At 41.4% G+C, this 25,830-nt stretch carries 17 protein-coding genes; 10 read left to right on the forward strand and 7 right to left on the reverse strand.

Features of this window, described 5'->3' with window-relative positions; all coding sequences use genetic code 11:
• Positions 1-110 precede the first annotated feature (110 nt).
• The gene (locus ACQY4U_RS17775) at positions 111-1,547 is read left to right on the forward strand and encodes a tetratricopeptide repeat protein (protein ID WP_428330796.1); all 1,437 of its coding nucleotides are present in this window, start codon (positions 111-113) and stop codon (positions 1,545-1,547) included.
• A 32-nt stretch (positions 1,548-1,579) separates the two neighbouring features.
• Here ACQY4U_RS17775 and ACQY4U_RS17780 read toward each other — a convergent pair whose 3' ends face one another.
• The 4 genes from ACQY4U_RS17780 to ACQY4U_RS17795 form a co-directional block, all read right to left on the reverse strand.
• Positions 1,580-1,873: a hypothetical protein gene (locus tag ACQY4U_RS17780; protein ID WP_428330797.1), complete on the reverse strand. Its 294-nt coding sequence runs from the start codon at positions 1,871-1,873 to the stop codon at positions 1,580-1,582.
• Positions 1,874-2,065: 192 nt separating this feature from the next.
• Positions 2,066-2,434 carry a helix-turn-helix domain-containing protein gene (locus ACQY4U_RS17785; RefSeq protein ID WP_428330798.1) on the reverse strand — a complete coding sequence of 123 codons (369 nt, stop codon included), beginning with the start codon at positions 2,432-2,434 and terminating at the stop codon, positions 2,066-2,068.
• A 163-nt stretch (positions 2,435-2,597) separates the two neighbouring features.
• Positions 2,598-4,892: an ATP-dependent helicase gene (locus tag ACQY4U_RS17790; RefSeq protein WP_428330799.1), complete on the reverse strand. Its 2,295-nt coding sequence runs from the start codon at positions 4,890-4,892 to the stop codon at positions 2,598-2,600.
• A 153-nt stretch (positions 4,893-5,045) separates the two neighbouring features.
• On the reverse strand, positions 5,046-7,019 hold the full coding sequence (locus ACQY4U_RS17795) for a M1 family metallopeptidase (protein WP_428330800.1): 1,974 nt from the start codon (positions 7,017-7,019) through the stop codon (positions 5,046-5,048).
• Between the two features lie 313 nt (positions 7,020-7,332).
• Between ACQY4U_RS17795 and ACQY4U_RS17800 the strand changes: the two genes are divergently transcribed.
• Together ACQY4U_RS17800 and ACQY4U_RS17805 are read left to right on the forward strand one after the other, a co-directional pair.
• The gene (locus ACQY4U_RS17800) at positions 7,333-9,339 is read left to right on the forward strand and encodes a thioredoxin domain-containing protein (protein WP_428330801.1); all 2,007 of its coding nucleotides are present in this window, start codon (positions 7,333-7,335) and stop codon (positions 9,337-9,339) included.
• A 59-nt stretch (positions 9,340-9,398) separates the two neighbouring features.
• Positions 9,399-9,896, forward strand: a complete 498-nt coding sequence (locus ACQY4U_RS17805) for an FKBP-type peptidyl-prolyl cis-trans isomerase (protein ID WP_428330802.1) — start codon at positions 9,399-9,401, stop codon at positions 9,894-9,896.
• Positions 9,897-10,069: 173 nt separating this feature from the next.
• On the opposite strand, the gene ACQY4U_RS17810 is transcribed toward ACQY4U_RS17805, so the two are convergent.
• Positions 10,070-11,095, reverse strand: a complete 1,026-nt coding sequence (locus ACQY4U_RS17810; RefSeq protein WP_428330803.1) for a LacI family DNA-binding transcriptional regulator — start codon at positions 11,093-11,095, stop codon at positions 10,070-10,072.
• A gap of 122 nt (positions 11,096-11,217) precedes the next feature.
• On the opposite strand from ACQY4U_RS17810, the gene ACQY4U_RS17815 reads away from it, so the two are divergent.
• The 4 genes from ACQY4U_RS17815 (at position 11,218) to uxuA (ending at position 17,128) form a co-directional block, all read left to right on the forward strand.
• Positions 11,218-12,699 carry a xylulokinase gene (locus ACQY4U_RS17815; RefSeq protein WP_428330804.1) on the forward strand — a complete coding sequence of 494 codons (1,482 nt, stop codon included), beginning with the start codon at positions 11,218-11,220 and terminating at the stop codon, positions 12,697-12,699.
• Between the two features lie 20 nt (positions 12,700-12,719).
• A complete protein-coding gene (gene xylA, locus ACQY4U_RS17820; protein ID WP_428330805.1) occupies positions 12,720-14,048 on the forward strand; it encodes a xylose isomerase in 1,329 nt (442 codons plus the stop codon).
• A 52-nt stretch (positions 14,049-14,100) separates the two neighbouring features.
• Entirely contained in the window at positions 14,101-15,801 is a 1,701-nt protein-coding gene (locus ACQY4U_RS17825) for a sodium/sugar symporter (RefSeq protein WP_428331759.1), read from the forward strand.
• A 139-nt stretch (positions 15,802-15,940) separates the two neighbouring features.
• On the forward strand, positions 15,941-17,128 hold the full coding sequence (uxuA, locus tag ACQY4U_RS17830) for a mannonate dehydratase (RefSeq protein ID WP_428330806.1): 1,188 nt from the start codon (positions 15,941-15,943) through the stop codon (positions 17,126-17,128).
• Between the two features lie 16 nt (positions 17,129-17,144).
• On the opposite strand, the gene ACQY4U_RS17835 is transcribed toward uxuA, so the two are convergent.
• Positions 17,145-17,840, reverse strand: coding sequence for a toxin-antitoxin system YwqK family antitoxin (locus ACQY4U_RS17835; RefSeq protein WP_428330807.1), 696 nt, complete (start codon positions 17,838-17,840; stop codon positions 17,145-17,147).
• Between the two features lie 66 nt (positions 17,841-17,906).
• Positions 17,907-20,705, reverse strand: a complete 2,799-nt coding sequence (locus ACQY4U_RS17840; protein WP_428330808.1) for a TonB-dependent receptor — start codon at positions 20,703-20,705, stop codon at positions 17,907-17,909.
• Positions 20,706-20,896: 191 nt separating this feature from the next.
• Here ACQY4U_RS17840 and ACQY4U_RS17845 point away from each other — a divergent pair, with 191 nt between their 5' ends.
• The 3 genes from ACQY4U_RS17845 to ACQY4U_RS17855 all read left to right on the forward strand — a co-directional run bounded on the left by ACQY4U_RS17845 (position 20,897) and on the right by ACQY4U_RS17855 (position 25,826).
• Positions 20,897-22,912: a tetratricopeptide repeat-containing sensor histidine kinase gene (locus tag ACQY4U_RS17845; protein ID WP_428330809.1), complete on the forward strand. Its 2,016-nt coding sequence runs from the start codon at positions 20,897-20,899 to the stop codon at positions 22,910-22,912.
• Positions 22,913-23,063: 151 nt separating this feature from the next.
• On the forward strand, positions 23,064-24,146 hold the full coding sequence (locus ACQY4U_RS17850; RefSeq protein WP_428330810.1) for a fatty acid desaturase: 1,083 nt from the start codon (positions 23,064-23,066) through the stop codon (positions 24,144-24,146).
• Between the two features lie 144 nt (positions 24,147-24,290).
• The gene (locus ACQY4U_RS17855) at positions 24,291-25,826 is read left to right on the forward strand and encodes a TolB family protein (RefSeq protein WP_428330811.1); all 1,536 of its coding nucleotides are present in this window, start codon (positions 24,291-24,293) and stop codon (positions 25,824-25,826) included.
• Positions 25,827-25,830 lie beyond the last annotated feature (4 nt).

Here is a 25,830-nt window from a genome sequence, read left to right on the forward strand (position 1 = left end):
AACTGACAAAATAAATTATAAAATAATTTAATAAGCCATTTTAACCTTATATTAAGGTATATTATAATAAATCTATAACTTTCCATGCAAATGAACGTAATAGTGTTCTGATGAAGAGATTTTTCATATTTATATACGTTGTATCGCTTTTGTTCTCAGTAAAATTATACGGGAGAGATGAGGCTATTGATCAGGATACCGCGGAAGTTAAGAAGCTGAATGCTGATGCATATTTAACCAGGTTAACTAATCCGGCGCAAACAGTAATTGGAGCAACCCGTGCACTTGCCCTGGCCCAAAAAATGGGGTATTCAAATGGCATTGGCGAGGCTTACCGTGTAAAAGGTATTGGAAATTATTATTTAAACCGTCCTGAAACCGCCATTGACGATTATTTAAATGCACTTGCAGCATTCTCAAAAACAAATAGTTTAAAAGACGAGGCTAAGGTTTACAACAATATAGGTAACCTTTACCTGGATAATGATTATGATCAATCATTAGAGTTTTACCAGAAATCATTAGATATTGCCAAAAAGCTTGCTAATAAAGAGCTTATCGCTTCCTTGTACCTTAACCTGGGTAATGTAAATTACCGCAAAATGAGTTATTACCAGGCCCTAAGCTATTATGATAAAAGCAAGGAGATATTTACCGAATTAAAAGATTCAACCAACCTGATCCGTATTTTGCAAAACAGGGGGGTTATTTATTTTAAACTTAACCAGCTTGATAAAGCCCAGCAGCTTTTAACGGCCGCTAACCAGCAGGCTAAGGAACGTGACCTTAACGAACCCGTTGCCAGTATTGATCTTACATTGGCCTCCTTATACATAGTTCAAAATAAATTTGATGATGCCCAGCAAATAGTATCCGAAGGTTTAAACTATGCCCGCATTGTTAAAGACCAGAAACTGGAGCACGATTTTAACTACACAAATTATGAGCTGGAACTTAAACGCAAAAACTATCAGCAGGCTTTAATTTATCTGCGCGATATATACAGGCAGGATAGCTCAACCTTTAAAACAAACGTTTCATCGCAATTAGGATTACTGGATGTTAAACACAAACAGGAAGCCAAAGACAGGGAGAACCAGCTGATTATTCAGCGCCAGCAGTATGACCGGGTAAGATTTTGGGCCGTAACAATTGTTGCAGGCCTTTTGCTTGTTTTAGTAGGTTTACTGGTAAGCAATGTGAAACGCAAGGCAAAAACCAATGTACAGCTTACTAATCTTAATGCCGAAGTTTCAAGGCAAAAGGATAACCTTGACCGTATTAATCATCACTTAGAAGAGATCATTGACGAAAGAACCAAGGATCTCCAGGTGAAAAACAGGAAGCTTTCTGATTATTCTTCATACCTGTCGCACCAGATACGCGGCCCCATTGCTACACTTAAAGGTTTAATGAACCTTGAAAAAGAAGGGCTTGTTGATGAGGCCGAATGTATTAGAATGATGAATAAATGTGTTGGAGAAATTGATGATAAAATAATTGAAATGAGCGATATGCTTCATGATCCGGTACGATCAGAAGTATAAAACCAGTTTTAACCCCATATTTTAATAAAGTGTTATATAGCCAGCGGCCAGTTGGTATGAATCTGCGCCTCAATTAAACCCAGATAGATGCAATACCAGGAGATCATGTGCAGGATTAACAGCTCGCGATGCTTCTTGTAGCCTTTTGTTTCAAATGCGAGTGTTTCCTTACCGGCGGTTACAAAAAATCTTACCTCACCCTTACTTGGGATAAATTTCGATTTTACCATATCAATTGCTTTAACCTTCAATTTACTGTTGGGGTCATGAATGGTACCGTCATTTACAGCTTCGCCTTTTGAAATAGATATAAGATAGTTTGACATTGCAGATAGTTTTGTACGCTATCTGTTTTGCAATTTCTAATCCAAAGGACCAATAAATGTAAAGAAAAATGCTTTTTAAGTATAATTAGGAGGGATAATATATAATTAAAAAAAATGGGCAAATAACACCCCAATGCCTAAACGCCTTAATGTTTAGACAGGAGTGTCATTTATATTGAACATAATTTAATATTAAGCCATTGATGGCACTTTATTGCGCAATTCTTCATAAAGTAAAATAACTTTACGTTGCAAATTGGCAATTTCAGCTTCGCGGTCAATGATTTTCTTTTGGGCGATAGTTAAGTTTGATATTTGCGGCTCCATCTCTTCGGCATCAAGCGCTAATAAATTGATCACGTTAACCTCATAGATATTTGCTATCTGCTCAAGGCGTGATAAATTGATGTCGGTAACACCTGTTTCAATTTTTGAAAAGGCCGGAATTGAGATCCCTAAACGGTTTGCAACATCTTCCTGGCTCCAACCGCGCTGGTGGCGTAGAGTCCTGATGTTTTTACCAACAGACTTGTTGGTCTTTTTCTTCAAGTTTTCAGTCATAAAATTACTCAACAGTTTTTAAGAAATTATTAGGGTACTGAAAACAAGTCAAACTCTATGCCATGTTTAATTATAGGGAAATAAGCATTTACTATTCACTTAATAAATGTTATACCCGGAAATGTGGGGAATATTTTCTACTGCAATGTTATCGTTGCTTTTCTTAATTGTTAATTATACGCAGTTTGGCAAATTTAAGCAACAATTGCTTTTGTCCAATTTCTTTAAAAAAGATAGTTGCTTTTATATCTGGTTTGTTTCCTTCAAGGCTAATTACCTTGCCAAAGCCAAAGCGCTCATGCTCTACCTCCATACCCACCTGCAGGTTTGATGTATCAGACGGTGCAAAGCCCGCCGATGGCACATGTGCCTTAGCTAATATGGATGTTGTTTTTATAACAGCTGCTTTTGGTTTTGAAAAAGTATCGCCACCACTGCCAGCGTTTGTACTGCGGGTGTTGCCCCAAGAGCTGCGTTCATCATCAAATGATGGTTTGCTTGCCGTTGTTTTGGCGGTAAAATCAAGCTCCAGGTATTGCGGGTCAATCTCATCTAAAAAACGACTGGGTTCGCAGCTTATTAGGGTGCCAAATTTAAAGCGAGATGTTGCATAGCTAATGGTTAGCTTGCTTTCGGCCCGGGTGGTGGCAACATAAAATAAACGGCGCTCCTCTTCCAGGTCGCTGCGAGAATTGAGCGACATTTGCGAGGGGAACAAATTCTCCTCGAGCCCAACAACATATACCTGCGGAAACTCCAGGCCTTTTGAGGAGTGAATAGTCATTAACGAAACGGTATCGGCATCTTTGTTTTTATCGTTATCGTCGTTTGTTAACAGGGCAATATCCTGCATAAAAACATCCAGCCCTTTTTCTTCAATATCTTCCCTTTCAGAAAACTCCTTGATACCGTTCAATAACTCCTGTATGTTTTCGTAACGGTTTAAACCCTCAACAGATTTATCCTCATACAGGTCCTTCAACAAACCTGAATGCTGCGCAATATGTAAGGCAGCCTCATAAGCGGTAAGCGATTTGGTGATCACCTGGAAGCTTTGGATCATCATGGAGAAATTACCTACTGATGCCGATGTGCGGCCATCCAGGTATTTTGCCGGGTTAATGATCACCTCAAAAGGAGTGATCTCATTTTGCGAGGCACTTACAATAATACGGTCAATAGTAGTATCTCCAATACCACGGCGCGGATAGTTTATTACGCGTTTAAGCGCTTCCTCATCATTAGGGTTAAAGGTGAGCCTGAAATAGGCTATCAGATCCTTGATCTCTTTACGCTGGTAAAAGGACAGGCCACCATATATTTTATAAGGCGTGCCCATTTTACGCAAGGCCTCTTCCATCGAACGCGATTGTGCATTGGTACGGTAAAGAATGGCAAAATCATGCCACCTCATGCCTTTGGTGGTTCTTTCGTGCATAATGGCTTCGGCAACTAACTTGCCTTCCTCATTATCACTAAAAGCACGCATTACCTTTATTTTATCGCCCACCTCTTTTTCAGAGAAAACACGCTTTTTTAACTGATCCTTATTGTTGGCAATAATGCTGTTGGCAATATTTACAATATTTTGGGTAGAGCGGTAGTTTTGCTCTAACTTAAAAACTTTAAGATCCGGGTAATCCTTTTCAAAATTCAGGATGTTTTGGATATTGGCCCCGCGGAAAGCGTAGATACTTTGCGCATCGTCACCCACCACACAAATATTTTCATTAACGGCTGCTAATTTTTTCACAATCAGGTATTGCGAAAAGTTGGTATCCTGGTACTCATCAACCATCAGGTATTTGAATTTTTGCTGATACTTGTTCAGTACTTCCGGGTGCAGTTTTAACAGTTCGTTGGTTTTATAAAGCAAGTCATCAAAATCCATAGCCCCGGCGCGGTAGCAGCGGGTTGCATAGTTTTGGTAAATGATGCCTATCTGCCCCCGGCCCGACGAAAAATCATCGGCCTGGATCTGCTCATTCTTCTGGTATTCCATCCACGATACCAGGTTGTTTTTTGCTGCCGAAATACGGTTAAGCACAAAATTTACATTATACAGCTTATCATCAAGGCTCATTTCTTTTATAATGGCCCGCAATACGCTTTTGCTATCGTCAGTATCGTAAATTGTAAAGTTACTTGGGTAGCCAATTTTATCAGCCTCAACCCTTAGCAGTTTTGCAAATACAGAGTGGAAGGTACCCATCCAGATATTTTTGGCTTCGGCACCGGCAACCTTGGTAATACGATCGCGCATTTCGCGCGCCGCTTTGTTGGTAAATGTTAGTACAAGTATGTTAAATGAGTCGACCCCGCTGCGGATCAGGTGCGCCACACGATAGGTAATTACCCGTGTTTTGCCTGATCCGGCACCGGCAACAATCATTACCGGCCCCCTTAATTGTTCAACCGCTGCTCTTTGTTCGGGGTTTAATCCTTCTAAATAATCCAAATTCTTTTCCTCTTTTCTGCTCTGCGAAATTAGGCTTTTGCCACGAAAGCGGAAAGCTATTTTGGAGATTTGTAAAGTGTAAGCTTACAGCCTGACACAAAAAAAGACCCGCCTTTTTCAAAACGGGTCTTTTTATAAAATTTATGGAATCAATTAGTTTCCTTTATAAACGTTGTTCTTTCTGTCAACATCAGGTAACTGCCTGTCGGGGTCAATTTCCATAGCTTGTATGGTTGAGGTTGATGGATAAATAAATGTCCATACCGCATCACGTTGCCAAATATTTACAGGCAGGTGCAAAATTTCGGTTTTGCCATTGCTTTGGGTAATTTTAAGATCAACTGGCATTGCCATTTTTTCTTTGTTAACTAAAGTAATATAAGCACCGTTCTTGGCGTCGCCGTTAACATATTTAACTGATTGGATAGCCTGGTCAATTTTATCAGTGGTAAAGAACCACGGTTTAAAGAACCAGTTAAGATCCTCGCCTGCGGCATCATTCATCGCACGGAAAAAATCATAAGGCAACGGGTGTTTAAATGCCCAGTGTTTAATGTATTCGTGAAATGCGTAATCAAAACGATCTGGTCCTAAAACTACGTTGCGCAGCATATCTAAACCTAACGAGGTTTTGTTATAATACTGTCCGTAATCGTTAAGGCCCATAGATTCTGGAGCAACCATCAGCGGGTCTTTTGCATTGGTCATAAAGCGGGCAATACCCCTTGATGGCCTTACTTTGCTGTCAAAATACTCGCCGTTGTTAAATTTCTCTGTTGAGTACTGGTTAATAAAGGTGTTAAAACCTTCGTCCATCCACATATACTTGCGCTCGTTTGAGCCAACGATCATTGGGAACCAGTTATGGCCTATCTCGTGTGTAATATCACCCCAAAGGCTGCCGTTCTTCAAATCACTTAAGCAGAAGATGATACCCGGATACTCCATACCCAATGCAACACCTGATACGTTTACTGCCGAGTTCCACGGATATTCAAAATATTTGGCCGAGTAAATTTCCATACTGTTCTTCAGATACTCGGTTGAGCGTCCCCATGAATTATTACCTGAACTTTCAACAGGATAAGCACTCATAGCTATACCCTTGCGGCCCGATGGGAAGTTAACTTTAGCACCGTCTAAAATAAATGCGGTAGATGCTGCCCATGATACATCGCGGGTGTTCAGCATTTTAAAGTGCCAGGTTAAGTTGCCTTTAAAAGGATGGGTGGCAGTCTCGCCAACTTCTTCCGGCTTAATGATCATTACAGTTTTATCGCTTCCTTTAGCTTCGGCCAGGCGGCTTTGCTGGGTAGCGCTTAATACCTGTGCAGAGTTAAGCATATCGCCCGATCCTACAACTGTCATGTTAGCGGGTGCAGTTATGTAATAATCATAATCGCCGTAATCGCAATAAAACTCACCTAAACCCATGTATGGTAAAGTGTTCCAGCCTTCAACATCGTCATAAACGCACATGCGGGGGTACCATTGTGCAATTTCATATACATAACCCTGTTTGAATTTTTTACGACCCATACGATCTGCGCCATAAAAAGGGATAGAAAAGCTGTAGTTAATTTTTACCTGGATCTTTTCGCCTTTTGGCCCCATAGGCGAGGTTAACCTAACCTGCATACGTGCATCGGTAATTACGGGCTCAACTTTATAAGTTTGACCCTTGTAGATAACCGAAACCGATTCAATATGGTAACCGCCACGGCTAAAGCCTTTAACATCAAAACGGTCGCCGCCAAGCGGGGTAGTAGCACCACCGCGGGAATCGGGCTTAAATAAGTTCTGATCTAATTGTAACCATAAATGATCAAGGTTATCAGGGCTGTTGTTGGTATAGGATATAGTTACTTCACCGGTAATGGTGGTATCCTGTGGTGTTTCGTTAAGAGTAGCCTTTATCAGGTAGTCGGCACGGTTTTGCCAGTAATGCTCGCCGGGCTGGCCGCTTGCAGAGCGTGTACCACCGCCAGTAACCGGCCAGGTAATAGGCCCGAATACATCCTGGTGGTTGTATTTTATAGAGTCGGGCTGTGATTGCGCCGACGCTGTTACTGCGCTAATGAGCAAACCCACAGCACTTAGTAAATAATTTAGTTTTGAATTACGCATTTTTAATAGTTAATAATTTTGTGGGCAAATTAACCAAATAAAATGCGGAATTGATAATTGTAAGTGGGATGATACAAAGGAGTTGAAAAAATGATTTTAATAAATAATTAAACTGTAGTTACATTTAGCTGTTTGAAAATGAATTTAAAGAAAAGCATTTTCTCAATAGATAATCAGCATACTCAAAAGCTTTTTTAACCACCCCCATCTACCTTTAAACTATTCTTTCCTGTTTGTAAAACTTTTATCAATTGCCGCTGGTTTAAATTATTTGAAGATAATATTTGCATTTTAGCCGACCATACATAAAACTATGAACCATCTTGCCAATTCAACTTCGCCCTACTTATTACAGCATGCCAATAATCCTGTTAATTGGTACCCCTGGGGAACAGCGGCTCTGCAAAAAGCAAAGGATGAAAATAAACTGATATTGGTAAGTATTGGCTATTCGGCCTGCCATTGGTGCCACGTAATGGAGCACGAAAGCTTTGAAGATGAGCAAGTGGCAGCCGTAATGAACGAGTATTTTGTTTGTATAAAGGTTGACCGTGAGGAACGCCCGGATGTTGACCAGGTGTACATGAGTGCTATACAACTTATGAGCGGCAGGGGCGGCTGGCCGCTAAACTGTATCTGCCTGCCCGATCAACGGCCCATTTATGGGGGTACTTATTTCCGCAAAAACGATTGGACGAGCCTGCTATTTAACCTTGCCGATTTTTATAAGCAAAAACCCGAAGAGGCAGAAGAATACGCTGCCCGCCTAACCGAAGGCATTCAGCAATATGAGTCTGTAGCTTTTGTAAAAGAGCAGCCGGCATATACCAAAGCCGACCTGGAACTGATTATAACCAACTGGAAAAAGTATTTTGATAAGGTTGAGGGAGGAATGGGCTCCTCACCTAAATTCCCGATGCCCAATAACTGGCAGTGCTTAATGCGCTATGCCCATTTAACAGGTGATGATGAGATTATTGAAACGGTAAAGCTAACGCTTAAAAAAATGGCCTTCGGTGGGATATATGACCATGTTGGGGGCGGTTTTTCACGCTACGCGGTTGATGACCACTGGCATGTGCCTCACTTTGAAAAAATGCTGTACGACAATGCACAGCTCATTAGCCTGTATGCCGAAGCCTATACCTGGAACCCTGATGCATTGTACCCTAAAATAGCCGATGAGATTATACACTTTACTTTAAATGAACTGACATCGCCTGAATATGGCTTTTACTCTGCCCTGGATGCGGACAGCGAGGGTAAGGAGGGTAAATTTTATATTTTCACTAAGGATGAGATTGATGAAATATTAGGTGCAGATGCCGATATTTTCTGTATTTACTTTAATATAACTGCAGGCGGTAACTGGGCCGAAGAACATTCGAATGTATTTTTCAGGAACGAAACTGATGAAGCACTTGCAGCTAAATTAGGTTTAACGGTTGAGGAGTTGATAACAAAAATAACATCGGCCAAACAAAAGATGCTGGAAGCTCGCAGCCACAGGATTAGGCCGGGATTGGATAACAAGATCCTTGCATCGTGGAACGGACTTATGCTTAAAGGGCTATGTGAAGCTTACCGTGCTTTTAATAAGCCGGAATATTTAGACACTGCCCTGAAAAACGCTGAGTTTATTTTAGATAATCTTTTAAATGATGCTGACAGGTTGTCACGCGTGTATAAAAAAGGAGAAAAAAACAGCGTAGCTTTTCTTGACGACTACGCTAATATAATTGATGCATTTATTGCCTTGTACGAGGTTACTTTTGATGAACAGTGGCTAACCTGTTCAAAAAAACTGGCAGACCAGGCCATAAAACATTATTACGATACCGAAAAAGGGATTTTTCATTACACGTCTGCTGATGATGAAGAGCTGATAGCCCGTAAATCTGAAATTATGGATGGGGTTATCCCTTCGTCAAATTCAACAATGGCGCGTAACTTAAAAAAACTTGGCTTGTTATTTGACAATGATCAATATCAGGAGATCTCGGCACAGCTGTTAAGGAACATTGTTCCGCATTTAGCCCGCTACGGTTCTTCCTACTCTAACTGGATCATGTTATTGATGGAAGAAATATTTGGCCTTTTTGAAGTAGCTGTAACCGGTGATGATTTTGAGCGCATCAGGCAGGAAATTGAAAATAATTACATCCCCAACAAAATTATATTGGGCGGTAATAAAGGAAGTTTACCTTTGCTGCAGGATAAGTTTGGTGTTGTTACACAAATATTTATTTGTAAAGATAAAACCTGCGGATTGCCTGCAAGTAATACGGCTGATGCTTTAAAACAAATGCAAGCCGTCTGATTCAGCCTAAATTAAGAGCTGATGAAGACAAATAATTAAAAACGAAAAATACTTTTACAATGAAGATTAACCCACAACACGTAGTGTCATTAACTTACGATCTGTATGTTGACCAGGATGGTACCGAAGTTTTACAGGAAAGCGCTACTGAAGAGCAGCCGTTAACCTTTTTATTTGGCGCAGGCCAGATGCTTCCAAAATTTGAGGAAAATTTAAGTGCCCTTTCAACAGGTGATGCTTATGAGTTCCGTTTAGCAGCAGAAGATGCCTATGGCGTTTATGATGAAGAAGCTGTAGCTAATTTGCCGAAAGAAATGTTTAACGGAACTGATGTACCTGAAATAGGCAGCATACTTCCTTTACAGGATAACAATGGTAACCGTTTTCAGGGCCAGGTAGTATCGGTAGCAGAAGATTCAATAATTGTTGACTTGAACCACCCAATGGCTGGTCAGGAACTGCACTTTAAGGGTAATATATTAAATGTACGCCCTGCAACTCCCGAAGAATTATCACACGGCCACTCACATGGTGAAGATGGTCATCACGCTCACTAATTTTTTGAGCTTATAAATATTGGCATAATATTTATGCCGCTATTTTAAACCAGAACTAATATAAAATGGAGGTGCAACAAAATGCACCTCCATTTTTTTTTGCAGCTGCAATTAACTGGTTGGGTTTTGAATTAACAGTTTGGTATGGTTCGAGTGTCTCAGGATAACAGCCTTTACCTGCTGCTTGATCCCCTCACAATAAGCTCCGGTTGTATGCTGATAACTTTGGGTTTTATTAGTACTTCTTTGTTCTCCATTTCATCGAAATACAGGTTTGCTACTGTTTTGCCCATATCAATGCTGAACTGATCTATTGTGGTAATTGAAGGGCTGGTTATCTCGGTAAAAGCCTCGTTTGAGTAACCGCAGATGCCTAATTGGGCCGGCACTTTTATCCGCAGGTCATTAGCAACCTCCAAAACTCCCAAAGCCGAAAAATCAGACGTTGAAGCAAATATGGCATCCGGTGGCTGGGATAAATTCAATAGCTTCCTGGTAGCTTGCGCACCTAACTCTTTTGTCCAGGCGTTTTCAACAACAAAAGCTGTAGTTACGGCAATATTGTATTTTGCCAGGGCTTTTAAATAACCGCTTTTTCTTTGTGTGAAAATGCTGAGGTTTTGCGGGCCCTCCAATAATGCAATTTGTTTATATCCCTGTTCAATTAAATGGCACACCGCCTCAAACGATGCCTGTTCATTATCATTGATCACTTTCAGGGTTTCCAGTTCTTCGGCAACACGGTCAAATTGTATCAGTTGTATGCCCTGGTCGATCACATTTTGCAGGTGAGCATAATTACTCCCATCTGCCGAAACTGAGATCACAATACAATCAACATGCTGGTTAATCAGGGTATTGATACATTTAACCTCCTTATCGTGCTGCTCATCCGACTGGCAGATCACTAAGCTATAACCCTTTTGATAAGTTACCTCCTCAATGCCCGCTATCACATTCGAGAAAAAATTCTGGTTAATACGGGGCACAACAACGCCAATGGTTTTTGAATGCCCTTTGCGCAGGTTTGATGCAAGGGTATTGGGTTTGTAGTTAAGCTCTGCAGCAGTTTGCAGGATGAGTTTTTTGGTCGCCTCATTTACATAATTGCTGTTGTTGAGCGCCCTTGATACGGATGATGCCGTTATATTCAGCTTCGCGGCAATGTCATAAATAGTGGTCCGTTTCTTTGGCTTCATAGCTTTTGTAAAGATGCAGAAATATTTTTCTGCAATCGATTGCATATTGAAAAATTAATTTAAATTCGTTGCGTTTAAATACAATTATAAACAGCCTGCCAAAAGGTTAAATAAACAAAATCATGTTATTATTAGGGATAGATATAGGTACCTCGTCTGTAAAAGTTTCTGTTGTTGATGCAGCTTCGCAAAAGGTGATCAGCTCGGCACAATACCCCGATACAGAATCGCCGATAATAGCTTTGCAACCCGGCTGGGCTGAGCAATCGCCCGATATGTGGTGGCAGCATGCCCAAAATGCTATTGCGCTTTGTAATAAAACAGCGCTTTATGATCCCGCAGATATTGCGGCCATTGGGATAGCTTACCAGATGCATGGGTTGGTTTTGGTTGATAAAGACCAGCAGGTATTGCGCAATAGTATTATTTGGTGCGATAGCCGCGCCGTTGAGATAGGGGATAAGGCATTTGCCGCCATAGGCGAAGAAAAATGCCTGTCGCACCTGCTCAATTCACCCGGAAACTTTACGGCTTCAAAATTAGCCTGGGTAAAGCAGAACGAACCTGCTATTTATGATCAGATAGATAAGATCATGCTTCCCGGTGATTTTATTGCCATGAAACTTACAGGGGATATTACCACATCGGTATCTGCATTATCCGAAGGGGTATTCTTTGACTTTAAAAATGATGAACTTTCTGCTGATGTTATGAATTACTTCGGCTTTAGCCAAAGCCTGATCCCGGAAGTTAAGCCTGTGTTTTCATCGCATGGCGGCTTGCTGGCATCCGTAGCACAAAAGCTTCAGTTAAAAGCGGGGATCCCGGTAACTTATAAAGCAGGCGATCAGCCAAATAATGCACTCTCCCTTAATGTGTTGAACCCCGGTGAGGTTGCTGCTACGGCGGGTACCTCGGGCGTTATTTATGGAGTGAGCGATCAGCTGGCTTACGACCAGCAATCGCGCGTTAATACCTTTGCCCATGTTAATTATACCGAACAGCAAAAGCGTCTCGGCGTATTGCTTTGTATCAATGGCGTAGGCAGCCTTTACCGCTGGACAAAGACTGTTTTTGGCGGCAATGAAAGCTACCTGCAAATGAATGATCTGGCAGCACAAGCGCCATCGGGCAGCGAGGGTTTACGGGTTTTGCCTTTTGGCAACGGTGCCGAGCGGATGCTGAACAATAAAATGATTGGCGCACATTTTAATAATATCGATTTAAATATTCACTCGCAGGCACATGTGATACGTGCCGTGCAGGAGGGGATAGCCTTTGCTTTCCGCTATGGATTAGATATTATGCGCGGCAATGGTATCAACCCAACCGTAATAAGGGCAGGTAAAAACAACCTGTTTTTAAGCAGCCTGTTTACCGAAACCTTTGTAAATATAACCGGCATACCGGTTGAGCTTTACAAAAATGATGGCAGCGCTGGTGCTGCCTTAGGTGCAGGGATAGGTGCGCAGATATTTTCATCGCCTAAGCAGGCATTTGAGCACATGCACCCGGTGCAATTGGTGCAGCCATCGGCCCCAAGGCTTGAAACCGCTTACCAGGAATGGAAAGCTTTACTTGAAAAACAATTAGCAAATCAATAACACTATTAAAATAAATACCCATGAGCATAGTAACAGGAGAAAAGGAATTTTTTAAAGGCATTGCCCAGATTAAATTTGAAGGCCAGGGAACAGATAACCCATTAGCATACCGCTGGTACGATGAGCACAGACAGGTGGCCGGTAAAAGCATGAAGGATCATTTACGCTTTGCCTGTGCTTACTGGCACTCGTTCTGCGGTAATGGAGCAGATCCTTTTGGAGAGCCAACCCATTTGTTTGCCTGGAACGAAGAGACCGACGCCGTTGAACGCGCTAAGGATAAAATGGATGCCGCATTTGAGTTTATCACCAAAATGGGCTTGGGCTATTACTGTTTCCATGATGTTGACGTGGTTGATTATACCAATGATATAAATGAGAACGACAGGCGTTTACAGGCCCTTGTTGAGTATGCCAAACAAAAACAGGCCGCCAGCGGTGTAAAATTGCTTTGGGGTACCTCAAACCTGTTCAGCAACCGCAGGTATATGAACGGTGCATCAACCAATCCGGATTTTCATGTGCTGAGCCATGCGGGCGCGCAGGTTAAGGCCGCTATTGATGCTACCATTGCTTTGGGTGGCGAAAACTACGTGTTTTGGGGTGGCCGCGAAGGTTACATGACCCTATTGAACACCAACATGAAACGCGAGCAGGAACATTTTGCAAAGTTTTTGCACACCGCTAAAGATTATGCCCGCAAGCAAGGTTTTAAAGGCACTTTCTTCATCGAGCCAAAACCTTGCGAACCAACAAAGCACCAATATGATTATGATGCAGCTACTGTTTTAGGCTTTTTGCAGAAATACGACCTATTGAATGATTTTAAACTGAACCTTGAAGTTAACCATGCTACCCTTGCCGGCCATACTTTTCAGCACGAGCTGCAGGTTGCTGCCGATGCAGGTTTGTTAGGATCGATTGATGCTAACCGCGGTGATTACCAGAACGGCTGGGATACCGACCAGTTTCCGAATGATATTAACGAGGTTACCGAAATTATGATGATCATATTAGAGGCCGGTGGACTTCAGGGTGGAGGTATCAACTTTGATGCTAAGATCCGCCGTAACTCAACTGATCCGGCCGATCTTTTTTATGCGCATATTGGCGGTATGGATGTTTTTGCACGTGCATTGATCACTGCCGATACTATTCTGCAAAAATCAGAATACAAAAAAATAAGAGCCGACAGGTACGCCTCATTTGATGCCGGAAAAGGAAAAGAATTTGAAGAAGGAAAACTATCTTTGGAAGACCTTAGGGCCTACGCTATTGACAATGGCGAACCAAAAACCATTAGCGGTAAACAAGAATATCTTGAAAATTTGATAAATAGATATTTATAGTTTATAATTGTCAAACCAACATATAAAAACCTAATATAACCAACTAATGAATTTGAAAACTCTTTCGTATGGCGATTATGCTGTATTTTTAATCTACTTTGTTATAGTTTCCAGCTATGGCTGGTGGGTTTACAAACGCAAGCATAATGCTAATGCCACATCGAAAGATTATTTCTTAGCCGAAGGTTCACTTACCTGGTGGGCAATCGGAGCTTCATTAATTGCATCAAACATATCAGCCGAGCAGTTTATCGGTACCAGTGGTTCAGCATTTAAAATGGGTTTGGCCATCTCCACTTACGAGTGGATGGCAGCCATCACCCTGATCATTGTGGCGGTGTTTTTTATACCGGTTTATCTTAAAAATAAGATCTTCACCATGCCGCAGTTCCTGCACCAGCGCTATAATGGCACGGTAGCAATGATCATGGCTATATTTTGGCTGTTGCTTTACATTGTGGTTAACTTAATGTCTATCTTATACTTAGGCGCACTGGCAATCAGCGGTATCTCAGGGCTTGATATTCACTTGTGTATCTGGTTATTGGCTGCATTCTCGGTGTTTATAACCTTGGGTGGTATGAAGGTAATCGGCTATACCGATGTTATACAGGTGGCCGTGCTTATTTTGGGCGGTTTAATGGCTACCTACCTTGCACTAACCCTGTTAAGCGAAAAAGAAGGTACTACAGGCTTACTGAACGGTTTCAAAATTCTGCATTCAGAGGCTGCTGATCATTTCCACATGATCTTCAAAAAGGATAACCCTAACTATATGGATCTACCGGGATTGTCTGTATTAATCGGCGGTATGTGGATCACTAACCTTAACTATTGGGGTTGTAACCAGTACATTACACAAAGGGCATTGGGAGCAAACCTTAAAACTGCGCGTGGCGGTATCTTGTTTGCAGCTTTCCTTAAATTGCTGATGCCTGTTATTGTGGTATTGCCGGGTATTGCTGCCTACCTGCTTTATCAAAAAGGAATGTTCCATCACGAAATGATGAGCTCATCGGGCGTTTTGGATCCTAATAAAGCATATCCGTCTTTACTAAACTTATTGCCTACAGGCTTAAAAGGTTTATCATTCGCTGCTTTAACAGCTGCAATAGTAGCATCATTAGCGGGTAAGGCAAATAGTATAGCCACTATTTTTACACTGGATATTTACAAAAAAGCTATCAACCCCGAAGCGTCTGATAAAAAGTTAGTTAACCTGGGTAAGATCTCTGTAGTTGTTGCTATGGTATTGGGTATTGTTTTGTCCGAACTGATAGGTAAAACTTTGATGGGCGAGGGTAAACAGGGCTTCCAGTACATACAGGAATATACAGGCTTTGTATCTCCGGGTATCTTTGCCATGTTTATCTTAGGTTTCTTCTGGAAAAAGGCTACCTCAAATGCGGCAATGTTTGCTACTATTGGTGGGTTTATATTCTCTTGTTTCTTTAAATTATTACCCCGCTTTGCCGATCTGAGCTTCCTGTCGCCTTATGGTTTTTCAAAACTTGCGTTGCAGGATGATAAGGTAACCAAGCTTTACGAAATCCCGTTCCTTGACCGTATGGGCTTTGTATTTATTATCTGCGTAGTGGGTATGTTTATTATTTCAAAAATTGAAACCGCTAAGGGTGTTGTTACTAACGGACTTGAAATTGATGCATCCATGTTTAAAACCTCAAAAGGATTTTTAGCAGGCTCGTTGATCATTGTTGGTATAGTGGTAGCGCTTTACTCTGTTTTCTGGTAGTAGTAATTAAAGTTTAGCTATTAAAATACAAGAGCCATGAGTATACATCATTGCTCTTTTTATTTATGCTGATTCTTAGCCCCGGGCTCTTGACTGTTAAGGGCTGATTCTTGTATCTTCGCTAATAAAAACAAATAACATGTTCAGTAATTTAGAACAAACCTTTCGCTGGTACGGCCCGGCTGATCCTGTTACGCTGCAAGCCGTAAGGCAAACAGGGGCCACAGGCGTAGTAAATGCACTGCACCATATTGCAAGCGGCGAGGTTTGGACTTTAGATGAAATACAAAAGCGCAAACAGCTTATTGAAGCCGCAGGGCTAACATGGGCCGTTGTTGAAAGTGTGAACGTGCACGAAAGTATTAAAACTGCAAGCCCCCAGCGAGATACTTATATTGAAAAATATATTGCATCCTTAAGTAATTTGAGCAAAGCAGGTATCAAAACGGTATGCTATAATTTTATGCCTGTTTTGGATTGGACCCGTACTGATATTGATTTCCGGTTACCTAACGGTGCATCGGCGCTCAGGTTTCATACCCCGGCACTGGCCGCCTTTGATCTTTATATCCTGGAACGCGAAGCCGCACAAAATGAATATACCCCGCAGCAGCAAACGGCAGCTAAACAATATTTAGACGGATTAAATGCCAACGAAAAAAGCAAACTTATTACCAATGTTATGGCCGGTTTGCCGGGCACAAAAGATGTTTTAAGTATTGATGAGTTTAAGGCACATCTGGAAAAATATAAAGAGGTAGATGCAGCTGCCTTAAAGCAGAACATGGCTTACTTTTTAAAAGCAATAATTCCTGATGCGGAAAAGCTGGGAATCAAAATGTGTATTCACCCGGATGATCCGCCGTTCCCGATATTTGGCTTGCCGAGGGTGATCTCTACGGAGGCAGACCTTGAGTTTGTTGTGAACTCCAGTCCGTCTGATAGCAACGGGCTTACTTTTTGTACCGGATCATTAGGGGCAAGGGCCGATAATGATTTGCCGGCGATGATCAGCAGGTTAGGCAGGCATATTCATTTCCTGCACCTGCGCAATGTACAGCGCGAACATGATGGCAGCTTTTACGAAGCCGACCACCTGGGTGGTAGCACCGATATGTATGCCGTAATGAAAGCCGTAATACTTGAACAAAAACGCAGGGCCGAAAGTGGCAGCGAAAATGCAGCCATCCCTATGCGCCCCGATCATGGCCATAAACTATTAGATGATTTTAACTATGATACCTTTCCAGGCTATTCAGCCATAGGTAGGTTAAAAGGCCTTGCCGAATTAAGAGGTTTGGAAATGGGGATCAAAAGAAGTATCTGAGCAGTATAATATCATCCTAAAAAAAATCAAGACTGCCATCTTCATTTACCGCGCATTTGATAAAGATCCTGGCCAAAATTGGCTCGTGGTTTAAGGTGGCGGGTACAAAGGTTTTATCCTCTTCACTAAAAAGACTTACCGCCATATTGATGGTTTGTTTATACTGGTACGCTCTTGAAAACAGGTGAACCTTATAATCAGCCAACCTGCCGCCCGGGCTTACCAGCAGTTCAACCGTAGCATCAAAAAAACGGGTGTTTACATCCGTTAAATCAAACGGTAAACGGAAAATACTTAAATAGGGGATAAAGCCATAATAAGCCCCGCCAACTTTTAAGGGGCGCGTTACCCTGTCGCCTTGTTTTATTTTAGCATCAAAAGCAAAACTGATATTGGTTGATGTATCTAAAGGGGCCTCAAAAATATAATCGTTCTTATCGTAATCAAAGGTTTCAGACAGTTTACCATTTTCATCGTAAAAATACCAGATACCTGTTTTTACTCCTTTGGTATAATTACCTGCTGCAATTATATTCCGGCGCCTGTAAAAAGCGCGGTATGGTCCAACTTTTGTTTCGGGCGCGGTTTTAAGTACTTTAAATCTTTCAATAACATCATCGGTCAGCCGGTTTTTCCGTTCAATGGTATCCTGGGCGAAACAAGTATGGGTTATAAAAAGCAGGTTTATAATTACTAATGCACAATATCTCACAAGCTGTAAAGGTTTTCGCCAATATAAACATTGCAGCTAAAATTCAAAAATAATTACATGCATTACTTAACCCTGTCCTCGCCTTCCGCCGCCTCCACCACCACCAAAGCCGCCTCTTTTACCGCCGCCCCGTCCCTGGCCGCCGGCAAATTTTTGCAGGCGCAGGGTAAATGTCAGCATAAAATACCTGCCTAAACGGTTGGTACGGGTATCAATGATCTGGTTACCGCTTACTGTACGTGATACCCCGGTGTTTTCGTTAAACAAATCAAACGCCTGGAAACGGAACGATGCAATGTTCTTTTTCAGAAACTGGTATTCAACATAAGAGCTAAGCAGGGTAGGGTTAACCTTTACCGTGCTGCTAAAACCCTCGTTTATGGTTTGGGTAAGGTTGTAGCCCAGCACCCAGTTATAAAAAAAGTAATTGCGGCCATCTAATCCAATAGTCCAGGTTTTGGCGTTGGTATTTATGGACGATGGCAGGCTGTATTTAGTAGTATTGATACTGTAGTTGCCGCTTATTTCGGTATCCATTACGCTGTCAATATCGGTACGTAATTTTAAACCCTGGCTAAGCACCCAGTTTTTCCCCAGGTTGCGTTCATCCTCAATGTAAGATATATTGTTGTTAAAAGCAGCACTACCGCTGTAGGTAACCGTGAACTTGCGGTTATCAAAAGGTTTTGAAAAGGCATAATTTCCATTCATGGAATAATAGCCATTGGTATTTAGGTAATGTGTTTCCTGCTTGGTACTGGTAGCAAGGGTGCCTGTTGAGGTGCTTGAAACAACGGGTTGCGTATTGGCCACAATCTGATCTTCTACAGTATTGAATGATAAATTGGTGAACAGTGAATTTCCACTGGATATATCAAACCGGTTATACCTGAAATTGATGGTATTGCTGAACGATGGTTTCAGATCAGGATTACCATACACTACATTCTGCGGGTTCGAGTAATCAGGCTTTATCTGCAATTGCGTAAAACTGGGCTGGCTGCTGTTCCCACTGTAATTAATAGTTAGCGAGTGGTTGCGTTCAAAGTTATATACAAACCGGGCAGTGGGCACAAAGTTAAAAGTATTGGTAGTAGTGCGGAAACCGCCCGATTCGCCGGTTAAGGTAGCGGGCTGTGCTGCTAAACCAACGGTATAATTATATTTTGCTTTTATGCCGCGCAGGTTAAGCCCAAACCTGTTGGTAATAAACTGGTAATTGTAAATAGTACTTAATGAATCTACATAGGTTTGTGCGCCTGTATTTGGATCAATGCGATAGTTATAGCGGTTATTATCGGTATTGCTGTAACTGTACGAATAATTGGCCTCCAGGTAAGTTGTTTTTCCTATAGGTTCAAGATAGGAGAAGTGCAGGCTGAACTTATTCGAGCTGCTGTTGGTATTGATCTGCTGGTATAAGGGGTTAACTATACTATCCTGCACGGTGGTATACTCATCATGGAAGCCCTGGTCGCTTTTTGAGTAGCTGTAACTACCGTTTATGCTCAGGTTGCGGCCTTTTTTATGAAATTTATGGTTATACAATATAGATGCCCCGCCGCTTGGTGCCGATGTATTGGTTAAGGCATATTCGTGTCCGTTAACCGTAGCGCCGTTACGCATATTGCTGAAAATGTCGGTATTATCATCATTTGATTTACCGTACGAAAAATTTGGGTTTATTTTCAGGTAGTTCAGCGTATCAATCTTATACTCCATATTAAAATCAAAACGGTGGTTAATACTGTGATTTTGATCGGTAGTATTATCATTGTTGATCAATGAGCCCGACTGAAATACATCCTGCTGTAAAGAGGTGCTGGTAGTGCGGGTATCCTTATCGGCAAAGCTGTAACTGCCATAAACCGTTATTTTTTTACCCCAGGAGTCGCGGTAATTAAACCCCAGCGATTTATTATCGGTGATGCCGTTAGCTGTACTCACGCCGCTGCCGCCACCACCGCCACCACCTGATCTGCCCGACCGGCCACCGCTGCCGCCAGCCTGGCTCAGGTTAAATACATTTGTATTGGTATTGTTCAGGGTACCTAATAAAGAGATCTGCTGATCATTATTAAAACTATTGGCCGATAGTTTGGCAACATAACGCCCGTCGTTACCTTTACCAACTGTTCCCTGCCCAAAGCGGCCTTTCTTTTTTCCTTTCTGTATGGTAATGTTCAATATCTTTTCAGGATCACCGGTTTTAATACCTGTTAAATTGGCCTGGTCGCCGTAGTCGTCAATCACTTGTATGGTTTCAACAATATCGGCGGGCAGGTTTTGGGTAGCTGTTTGCACATCGCCTGTAAAATAATCCTTACCGTCAACCCTTACTTTGGTAACCTGCTTGCCATGTGCCGTAACGTTGCCGTTTGCATCTACGCTAACACCCGGCAGTTTTTTCAGCAAATCTTCAACCGGCGATCCTTCGCGTACTTTATAGGCGCTGGCCTTGTACTCAATAGTATCCTCTTTAATGGTTATGGGTATTACGCCATTTACCGTAACGGTATTTAGCATATTAGTTTGTACCTTAAGCTTAATAGGGTCAAGCTTAACGGGTTTGGTGCTATTATCCATTACATAGCGGCGGGTAAATGGCTGGTAACCAATACCGGTAACAACTATTTTAAAGTTTTTTGCGGTGATGATAGGAAAATCATAAACACCTTTTAAGTTGGTTACCACTACAAAGCTGTCTTTAGCTGATACCAGCTTAACATTAACGGCAGGTACCACGCCAACGCTGTCAACAATGGTTCCGAACACCTCCCGCGATGCCGGTTTGGGTGTTTGCTGGGCATAAACAACGTTTAAAAAAATAAATAATAGCAGTACAGAAAGTAGGGGAGTTTTCATAGTGTAAGGCAATTAATGTGAGCTATTGCCTATGAAGATAGATTGATGGTTTAATAATTTTATACCCTGTCATACAAATGTTGCAGTAATAGCATCATGTCATGTAATTGTTGCACTAATTGGCTTTTTATAAGTAAGTTATAGGGGGTAAGGGTTTATTTTAATAAAATATTGTTCGTTTTTAACCAGTATTGAAGGCTGCTTTTATAGGTTGGTTTTTTGGGATGAACGGGCGCAATCAATTTTTAAAAAATGAAACCATTTATACCCCCTTTTTCGTATTAGTGTTAATGAAGTTCTCTGTACTACTTTTATTATCATTTTTAATATTCAAAGTATCCTTTGCTCAAAAGGAAGTAAGGGGGAATTCTTCATCAACCATTTCAGCATCATTAAAAGCAAATATTGATAACCTGAATACCATTGCTCACGATGTTTACCTCACCCTGCCCGATTCTGCACGTAAAATAGCCGAAAATGCGCTGATGCTTTCGCAGCAATCAAACTATTCATTAGGCAAGGGGCGCAGCTTTTATAATATAGGGCAGATCTACTGGTCGCAATCTTATTATACCATTAGTCTTTTTTACCTTAATTCGGCAATTGATTATTTGCCCGAAAGTAACCCGCTTGATCTATCAGACTGTTACAACTCCTTAGGCCGTACGTATGCCGACCTGGAAAATTATACTTTGGCATTGGCCAATCTTGATAAATCATTATACTTTGCCGGGGCTGATACCGGCCGCAAAGCCGAAGCCTATAGTGAACGTGCTTATGTTTACTGCAAGCTTAAAAACTATGATAAGGCCATACAGGCAGCGCAATACGCATTAAAGCTTAACCTGGCCATTAATGCTACAGGCAACATCGCAGTAATTTATGCACGTTTAGGTATTATATACCGTTTAAAAAGCGATTACCATACAGCATTGAGTTATGATGATATTGCACTTAGTATGAGTAAAAAAACCTTTAACAAACGTTTAAGGGCCAAACTTTACAGCGAATATGCTTTAATAAACAATGCACAGCATAATTACGAAGCTGCTATTGATTATGCAAACAAAGGCGTTGCCCTGGCCGATAGCATAGGAGTTATTGATGCGCAAACCAATGCCTATAAAGCACTGGTTGAAACTTATGAGTTAAAGAATGATCCCAAACAGGCGCTTGTATATCAAAAAAAATATAATTCAATAAAAGATAGTGTAAATGCAGCAGCAAGGTTAAAAACCATTAAGCTGATCCAGAATTATTATGCATTAAATTCAAGGCTCAATAGTATTGCCTTGATGGAGGCTAATGGTAATGCAAGCAAGGCTAAGATCAAATTTCAGGATAAGCTTATATTGGTGCTTTCCTTATCCTTATTAGTACTGATCTCTGTATTGTCAATTACCTATTATCTGTATAAAGAAAAGAAACATTTAAGCAGCCAGTTAGAGCAGCAGCACAATGAACTCTCCGATCAAAAGGATGTTATTGTATTGCAGGCGGCTAACCTGCAATCGGTAAATGGGCTTAAAGATAAATTGCTGGCCGTAATAGGGCACGATCTGCGTACCCCGGTGGCTAACCTGAGCAGTATTGTTGAAATGTTTAGCGATGGTTACCTTACTGTTGATGAGGTTAACGACCTGATGAAAAATATGAACCCTATAGTAAAAGGCGCCGAACTAACTCTCTCCAATTTAACAGAGTGGGCGGGCAGCCAAATAAAGGGCCGTAATATTACCCTAACCAATGTTGATATATTTTTGTTAGGGGTTGAAATGGAGCAAACGTTTTTGCACCCGCTTCAATTAAAAAATATAGAATTTAATAACCTGGCTTACCCGGGTCAGGGAGTACTTGCAGACGAAAATCATTTAAAAGTGATACTGCGCAACCTAATTAGTAATGCCATTAAATTTACCCATTATAATGGTGTGGTAACATTGAGCACTATTATCGAAAAAGACCAGCTGATTATAAGTTTAAAGGATAGCGGTAAAGGATTAACCCCCGATGAAATAAAGAAACTATTTTATTTAGATACTCACTTCTCTTACTCTGGTACCTCGGGCGAAACCGGTACAGGTATTGGCCTGCTGTTGTGCAAAGAGTTGGTTGAACTTAACGGCGGCAAATTAAATGTACGGTCAGAAATTGGCCGTGGCAGTACATTTTACTTCAATTTGCCTTTGATAAGGGCATATGCATAGGCGCTTACAGCTAATTATTCCTTAATGCTCTAATCAAATAAATTACTTATTTAATATGTCATAAATAAGTAATTTATTTTACCTTTAAGCGTTATAAATATCGATAATAATAAACACACTCGCTCCCCTCGAAACTAATTTAAACTAATTAATGACTTTTTTAAAAAACGTGCTCGAACCGCCTACGTACGGTTGGAGAAATGATGATGGTGATCTGATAAAACCAAGTGTAAGTAGTATTTTAAAGGAGTTCTTTAATCGGTTAAACGTGTTCAAAAATAAAAAGAACTGGCTATCTTTTACAAGCTGGTTCTTGGTATTGTGCCTGGCGCCTTTTCTATTCCTCTTTATTTTTAAATATTTTAGCATAGCAGGCTTAGTTGCTGCATTTGTTTACAGCATGATAGTGATGGGTACCCACGGTACCATTTGGCACCATAGGTATTGTACGCACCGTGCCTATAAGTTCAGTAATAATTTCTGGAGGTTTTTTACCCAAAACCTGACGTTGAAGATCATCCCCGAAGAGATCTATGCAGTTTCGCACCATGTGCACCATGCGTTATCTGACCAGCCCGGCGATCCATATAATGCACAGGGCGGTTTCTGGTATTGTTTTTTGGCCGATGTTAATCACCAGCCTATAGCCCGCAATTTGAGCGAAAAGGATTACAACAAATGCACCAGTTTAATGAGTCATACAGGTGTTACACCTAATACGTATGCACAGTATAAAAAATGGGGTACTATTGCTAACCCTGCACGTACCATTATTGGTATAATTTTAAACTGGGGTTTTTGGTTTGCTGCTTTTTACTTGATAGGCGGCTTTGCCTTAGTTTGTGCACTTTTTGGCGCAGCAGGTTTTTGGGCTGTAGGCGTACGTACCTTTAATTACGAAGGGCATGGCAAAGGCAAGGACATGCGTAAGGATGGGGTTGATTACAACCGCGACGATATGTCAATAAACCAGGTTTGGCCCGGTATAGTGGCTGGCGAGTGGCATAACAATCACCATTTATTCCCTAAAAGTGCACGTTCAGGCTTTAAGCCTTACCAGGTTGATATGGCTTGGTACTATATTAAATTTTTAAGCATTATAGGGGCAGTAAGCTCCTACCACGATTCAAAAAAACAGTTCTATCTTGAATATTGCGATGCACCGCTTAAGTGCGAGGATGTTTTGATAGTTGACAAAGATGTTGTCCTTGTACCAGAATTAGTTAAAGTATAATCAGGATAAAATACTATTGGAAAGCCCCATTTATGGGGCTTTTTTGTTTTAAAAAATGCTGATAATGTTAAAAAAGTACTATTCTATTATAAATGGATTTTTTAACTTAGTAAACCAATTATTAGTGCCTAACACCAATACTCTATGAGCCTGAGAATATTTAACCAGTGTTTTTTAATGCTTGCTGCTGTTTTGTTTTTTCAAAAAGCATCGGCACAAAGCAACCCATTAGGCCTGTTCGACGGGCAAACCGATGTAGGGATTGTTAAACATAAGGGCAGTGGCACTTATAATGATAAGCTGCAGCAATACCAGCTATCCGGCTCGGGCACAAACATCTGGACAACGCACGATGAGTTCCATTTTGTTTGGAAAAAAATGAAGGGCGACTTTATTTTACGCACTAATGCCGCTTTTATAGGCAAGGGCGTTGAGCAGCACCGCAAAATAGGGTGGATGGTACGCACCTCGCTCGATTCTAACTCCAAACATATCAATGCTGTTGTACATGGCGATGGATTAACCTCCCTTCAATTCCGCAAAACGGTTGGTGGTATTACGGAAGAAAAGAAATCATCAGTTACCGGGGCCGAAGTGATTCAGTTAGAAAGAAAAGGGAATGTATACACCATGTCCGTAGCCCGCAAAGGTGATCTGTTCATTACCGAAGAGGTGAGTGATGTTGATTTGGGCGATGAGGTATATGTTGGCCTGTTTATATGCGCACATAACCCTGATGTTATTGAAAAAGGTACCTTTAATAATGTAAGGATAGTGGTACCTGCCCCGGCAGATCTGGTTACTTATAAGCAATATTTAGGCAGTGCCATTGAGGTGCTTAACCTGGAAGATCAAAACAGCACTATCATTTATCAGTCGCCAAAATCATTACAGGCACCTAACTGGATGAAGGATGGCAAACACCTGCTATACAATAGCGAAGGCCTTTTATATACTTTCGATCTGAAAACAAATACACCCGCTGTGCTTAATACAGGCTCGGCTAAAAACAACAACAACGATCATGTTATTTCATTTGATGGTAAATGGCTGGCCATAAGCAGCAGCGATAAAACCGGGAACTCTATAGGTTGGGTTTTACCCATAACTGGCGGCGAGCCACGCCGGATGAACCCGATTGGCCCATCGTATATGCACGGCTGGTCGCCAGATGGTAAGTTTTTGGTTTTCTGCGGATCGCGCGATAAGGAATACGATGTTTACCGTATCCCCGCAGAAGGCGGCCCGGAAGTAAGGCTTACCAATAGCCCCGGATTAGATGATGGCCCCGAGTATTCGCCAGATGGTAAATACATCTACTTTAATTCTGTTCGCAGCGGCCTGATGCAGGTTTGGCGCATGAAAGCCGATGGCAGCGAGCAAACACAGCTTACCAATGATGATTATAACAACTGGTTTCCGCATGTATCGCCCGATGGTAAATGGATCGAATACATCACCTTCCTTAAAAATGAAGTAGCCCCCGGCGATCATCCTTTTTACAAACACGTTTACTTAAGAGTAATGCCGGTTGGCGGTGGTCCGTCAAAAGTTATTGCTTACCTGTATGGCGGCCAGGGTACTATTAATACCCCGTCATGGTCGCCTGATAGCAAGCACCTGGCATTTGTAAGTAATTCATCATTATTGTTCCCTGTTTTCCCAATTGCAACTAACTAAATAA

The organism is Mucilaginibacter sp. (assembly GCF_965277465.1).
GTDB lineage: Bacteria > Bacteroidota > Bacteroidia > Sphingobacteriales > Sphingobacteriaceae > Mucilaginibacter.

What these genes read in the sequence shown, in the direction of transcription:
- ACQY4U_RS17795 (WP_428330800.1), bottom strand. Translation starts at nt 7,019, where the DNA reads ATGCGTAATTCAAAACTAAATTATTTACTAAGTGCTGTGGGTTTGCTC.
- xylA (WP_428330805.1), top strand. Translation starts at nt 12,720, where the DNA reads ATGAGCATAGTAACAGGAGAAAAGGAATTTTTTAAAGGCATTGCCCAG.
- ACQY4U_RS17840 (WP_428330808.1), bottom strand. Translation starts at nt 20,705, where the DNA reads ATGAAAACTCCCCTACTTTCTGTACTGCTATTATTTATTTTTTTAAAC.
- ACQY4U_RS17805 (WP_428330802.1), top strand. Translation starts at nt 9,399, where the DNA reads ATGAAGATTAACCCACAACACGTAGTGTCATTAACTTACGATCTGTAT.
- ACQY4U_RS17815 (WP_428330804.1), top strand. Translation starts at nt 11,218, where the DNA reads ATGTTATTATTAGGGATAGATATAGGTACCTCGTCTGTAAAAGTTTCT.
- ACQY4U_RS17855 (WP_428330811.1), top strand. Translation starts at nt 24,291, where the DNA reads ATGAGCCTGAGAATATTTAACCAGTGTTTTTTAATGCTTGCTGCTGTT.
- ACQY4U_RS17800 (WP_428330801.1), top strand. Translation starts at nt 7,333, where the DNA reads ATGAACCATCTTGCCAATTCAACTTCGCCCTACTTATTACAGCATGCC.
- ACQY4U_RS17785 (WP_428330798.1), bottom strand. Translation starts at nt 2,434, where the DNA reads ATGACTGAAAACTTGAAGAAAAAGACCAACAAGTCTGTTGGTAAAAAC.
- uxuA (WP_428330806.1), top strand. Translation starts at nt 15,941, where the DNA reads ATGTTCAGTAATTTAGAACAAACCTTTCGCTGGTACGGCCCGGCTGAT.
- ACQY4U_RS17780 (WP_428330797.1), bottom strand. Translation starts at nt 1,873, where the DNA reads ATGTCAAACTATCTTATATCTATTTCAAAAGGCGAAGCTGTAAATGAC.
- ACQY4U_RS17850 (WP_428330810.1), top strand. Translation starts at nt 23,064, where the DNA reads ATGACTTTTTTAAAAAACGTGCTCGAACCGCCTACGTACGGTTGGAGA.
- ACQY4U_RS17775 (WP_428330796.1), top strand. Translation starts at nt 111, where the DNA reads ATGAAGAGATTTTTCATATTTATATACGTTGTATCGCTTTTGTTCTCA.
- ACQY4U_RS17810 (WP_428330803.1), bottom strand. Translation starts at nt 11,095, where the DNA reads ATGAAGCCAAAGAAACGGACCACTATTTATGACATTGCCGCGAAGCTG.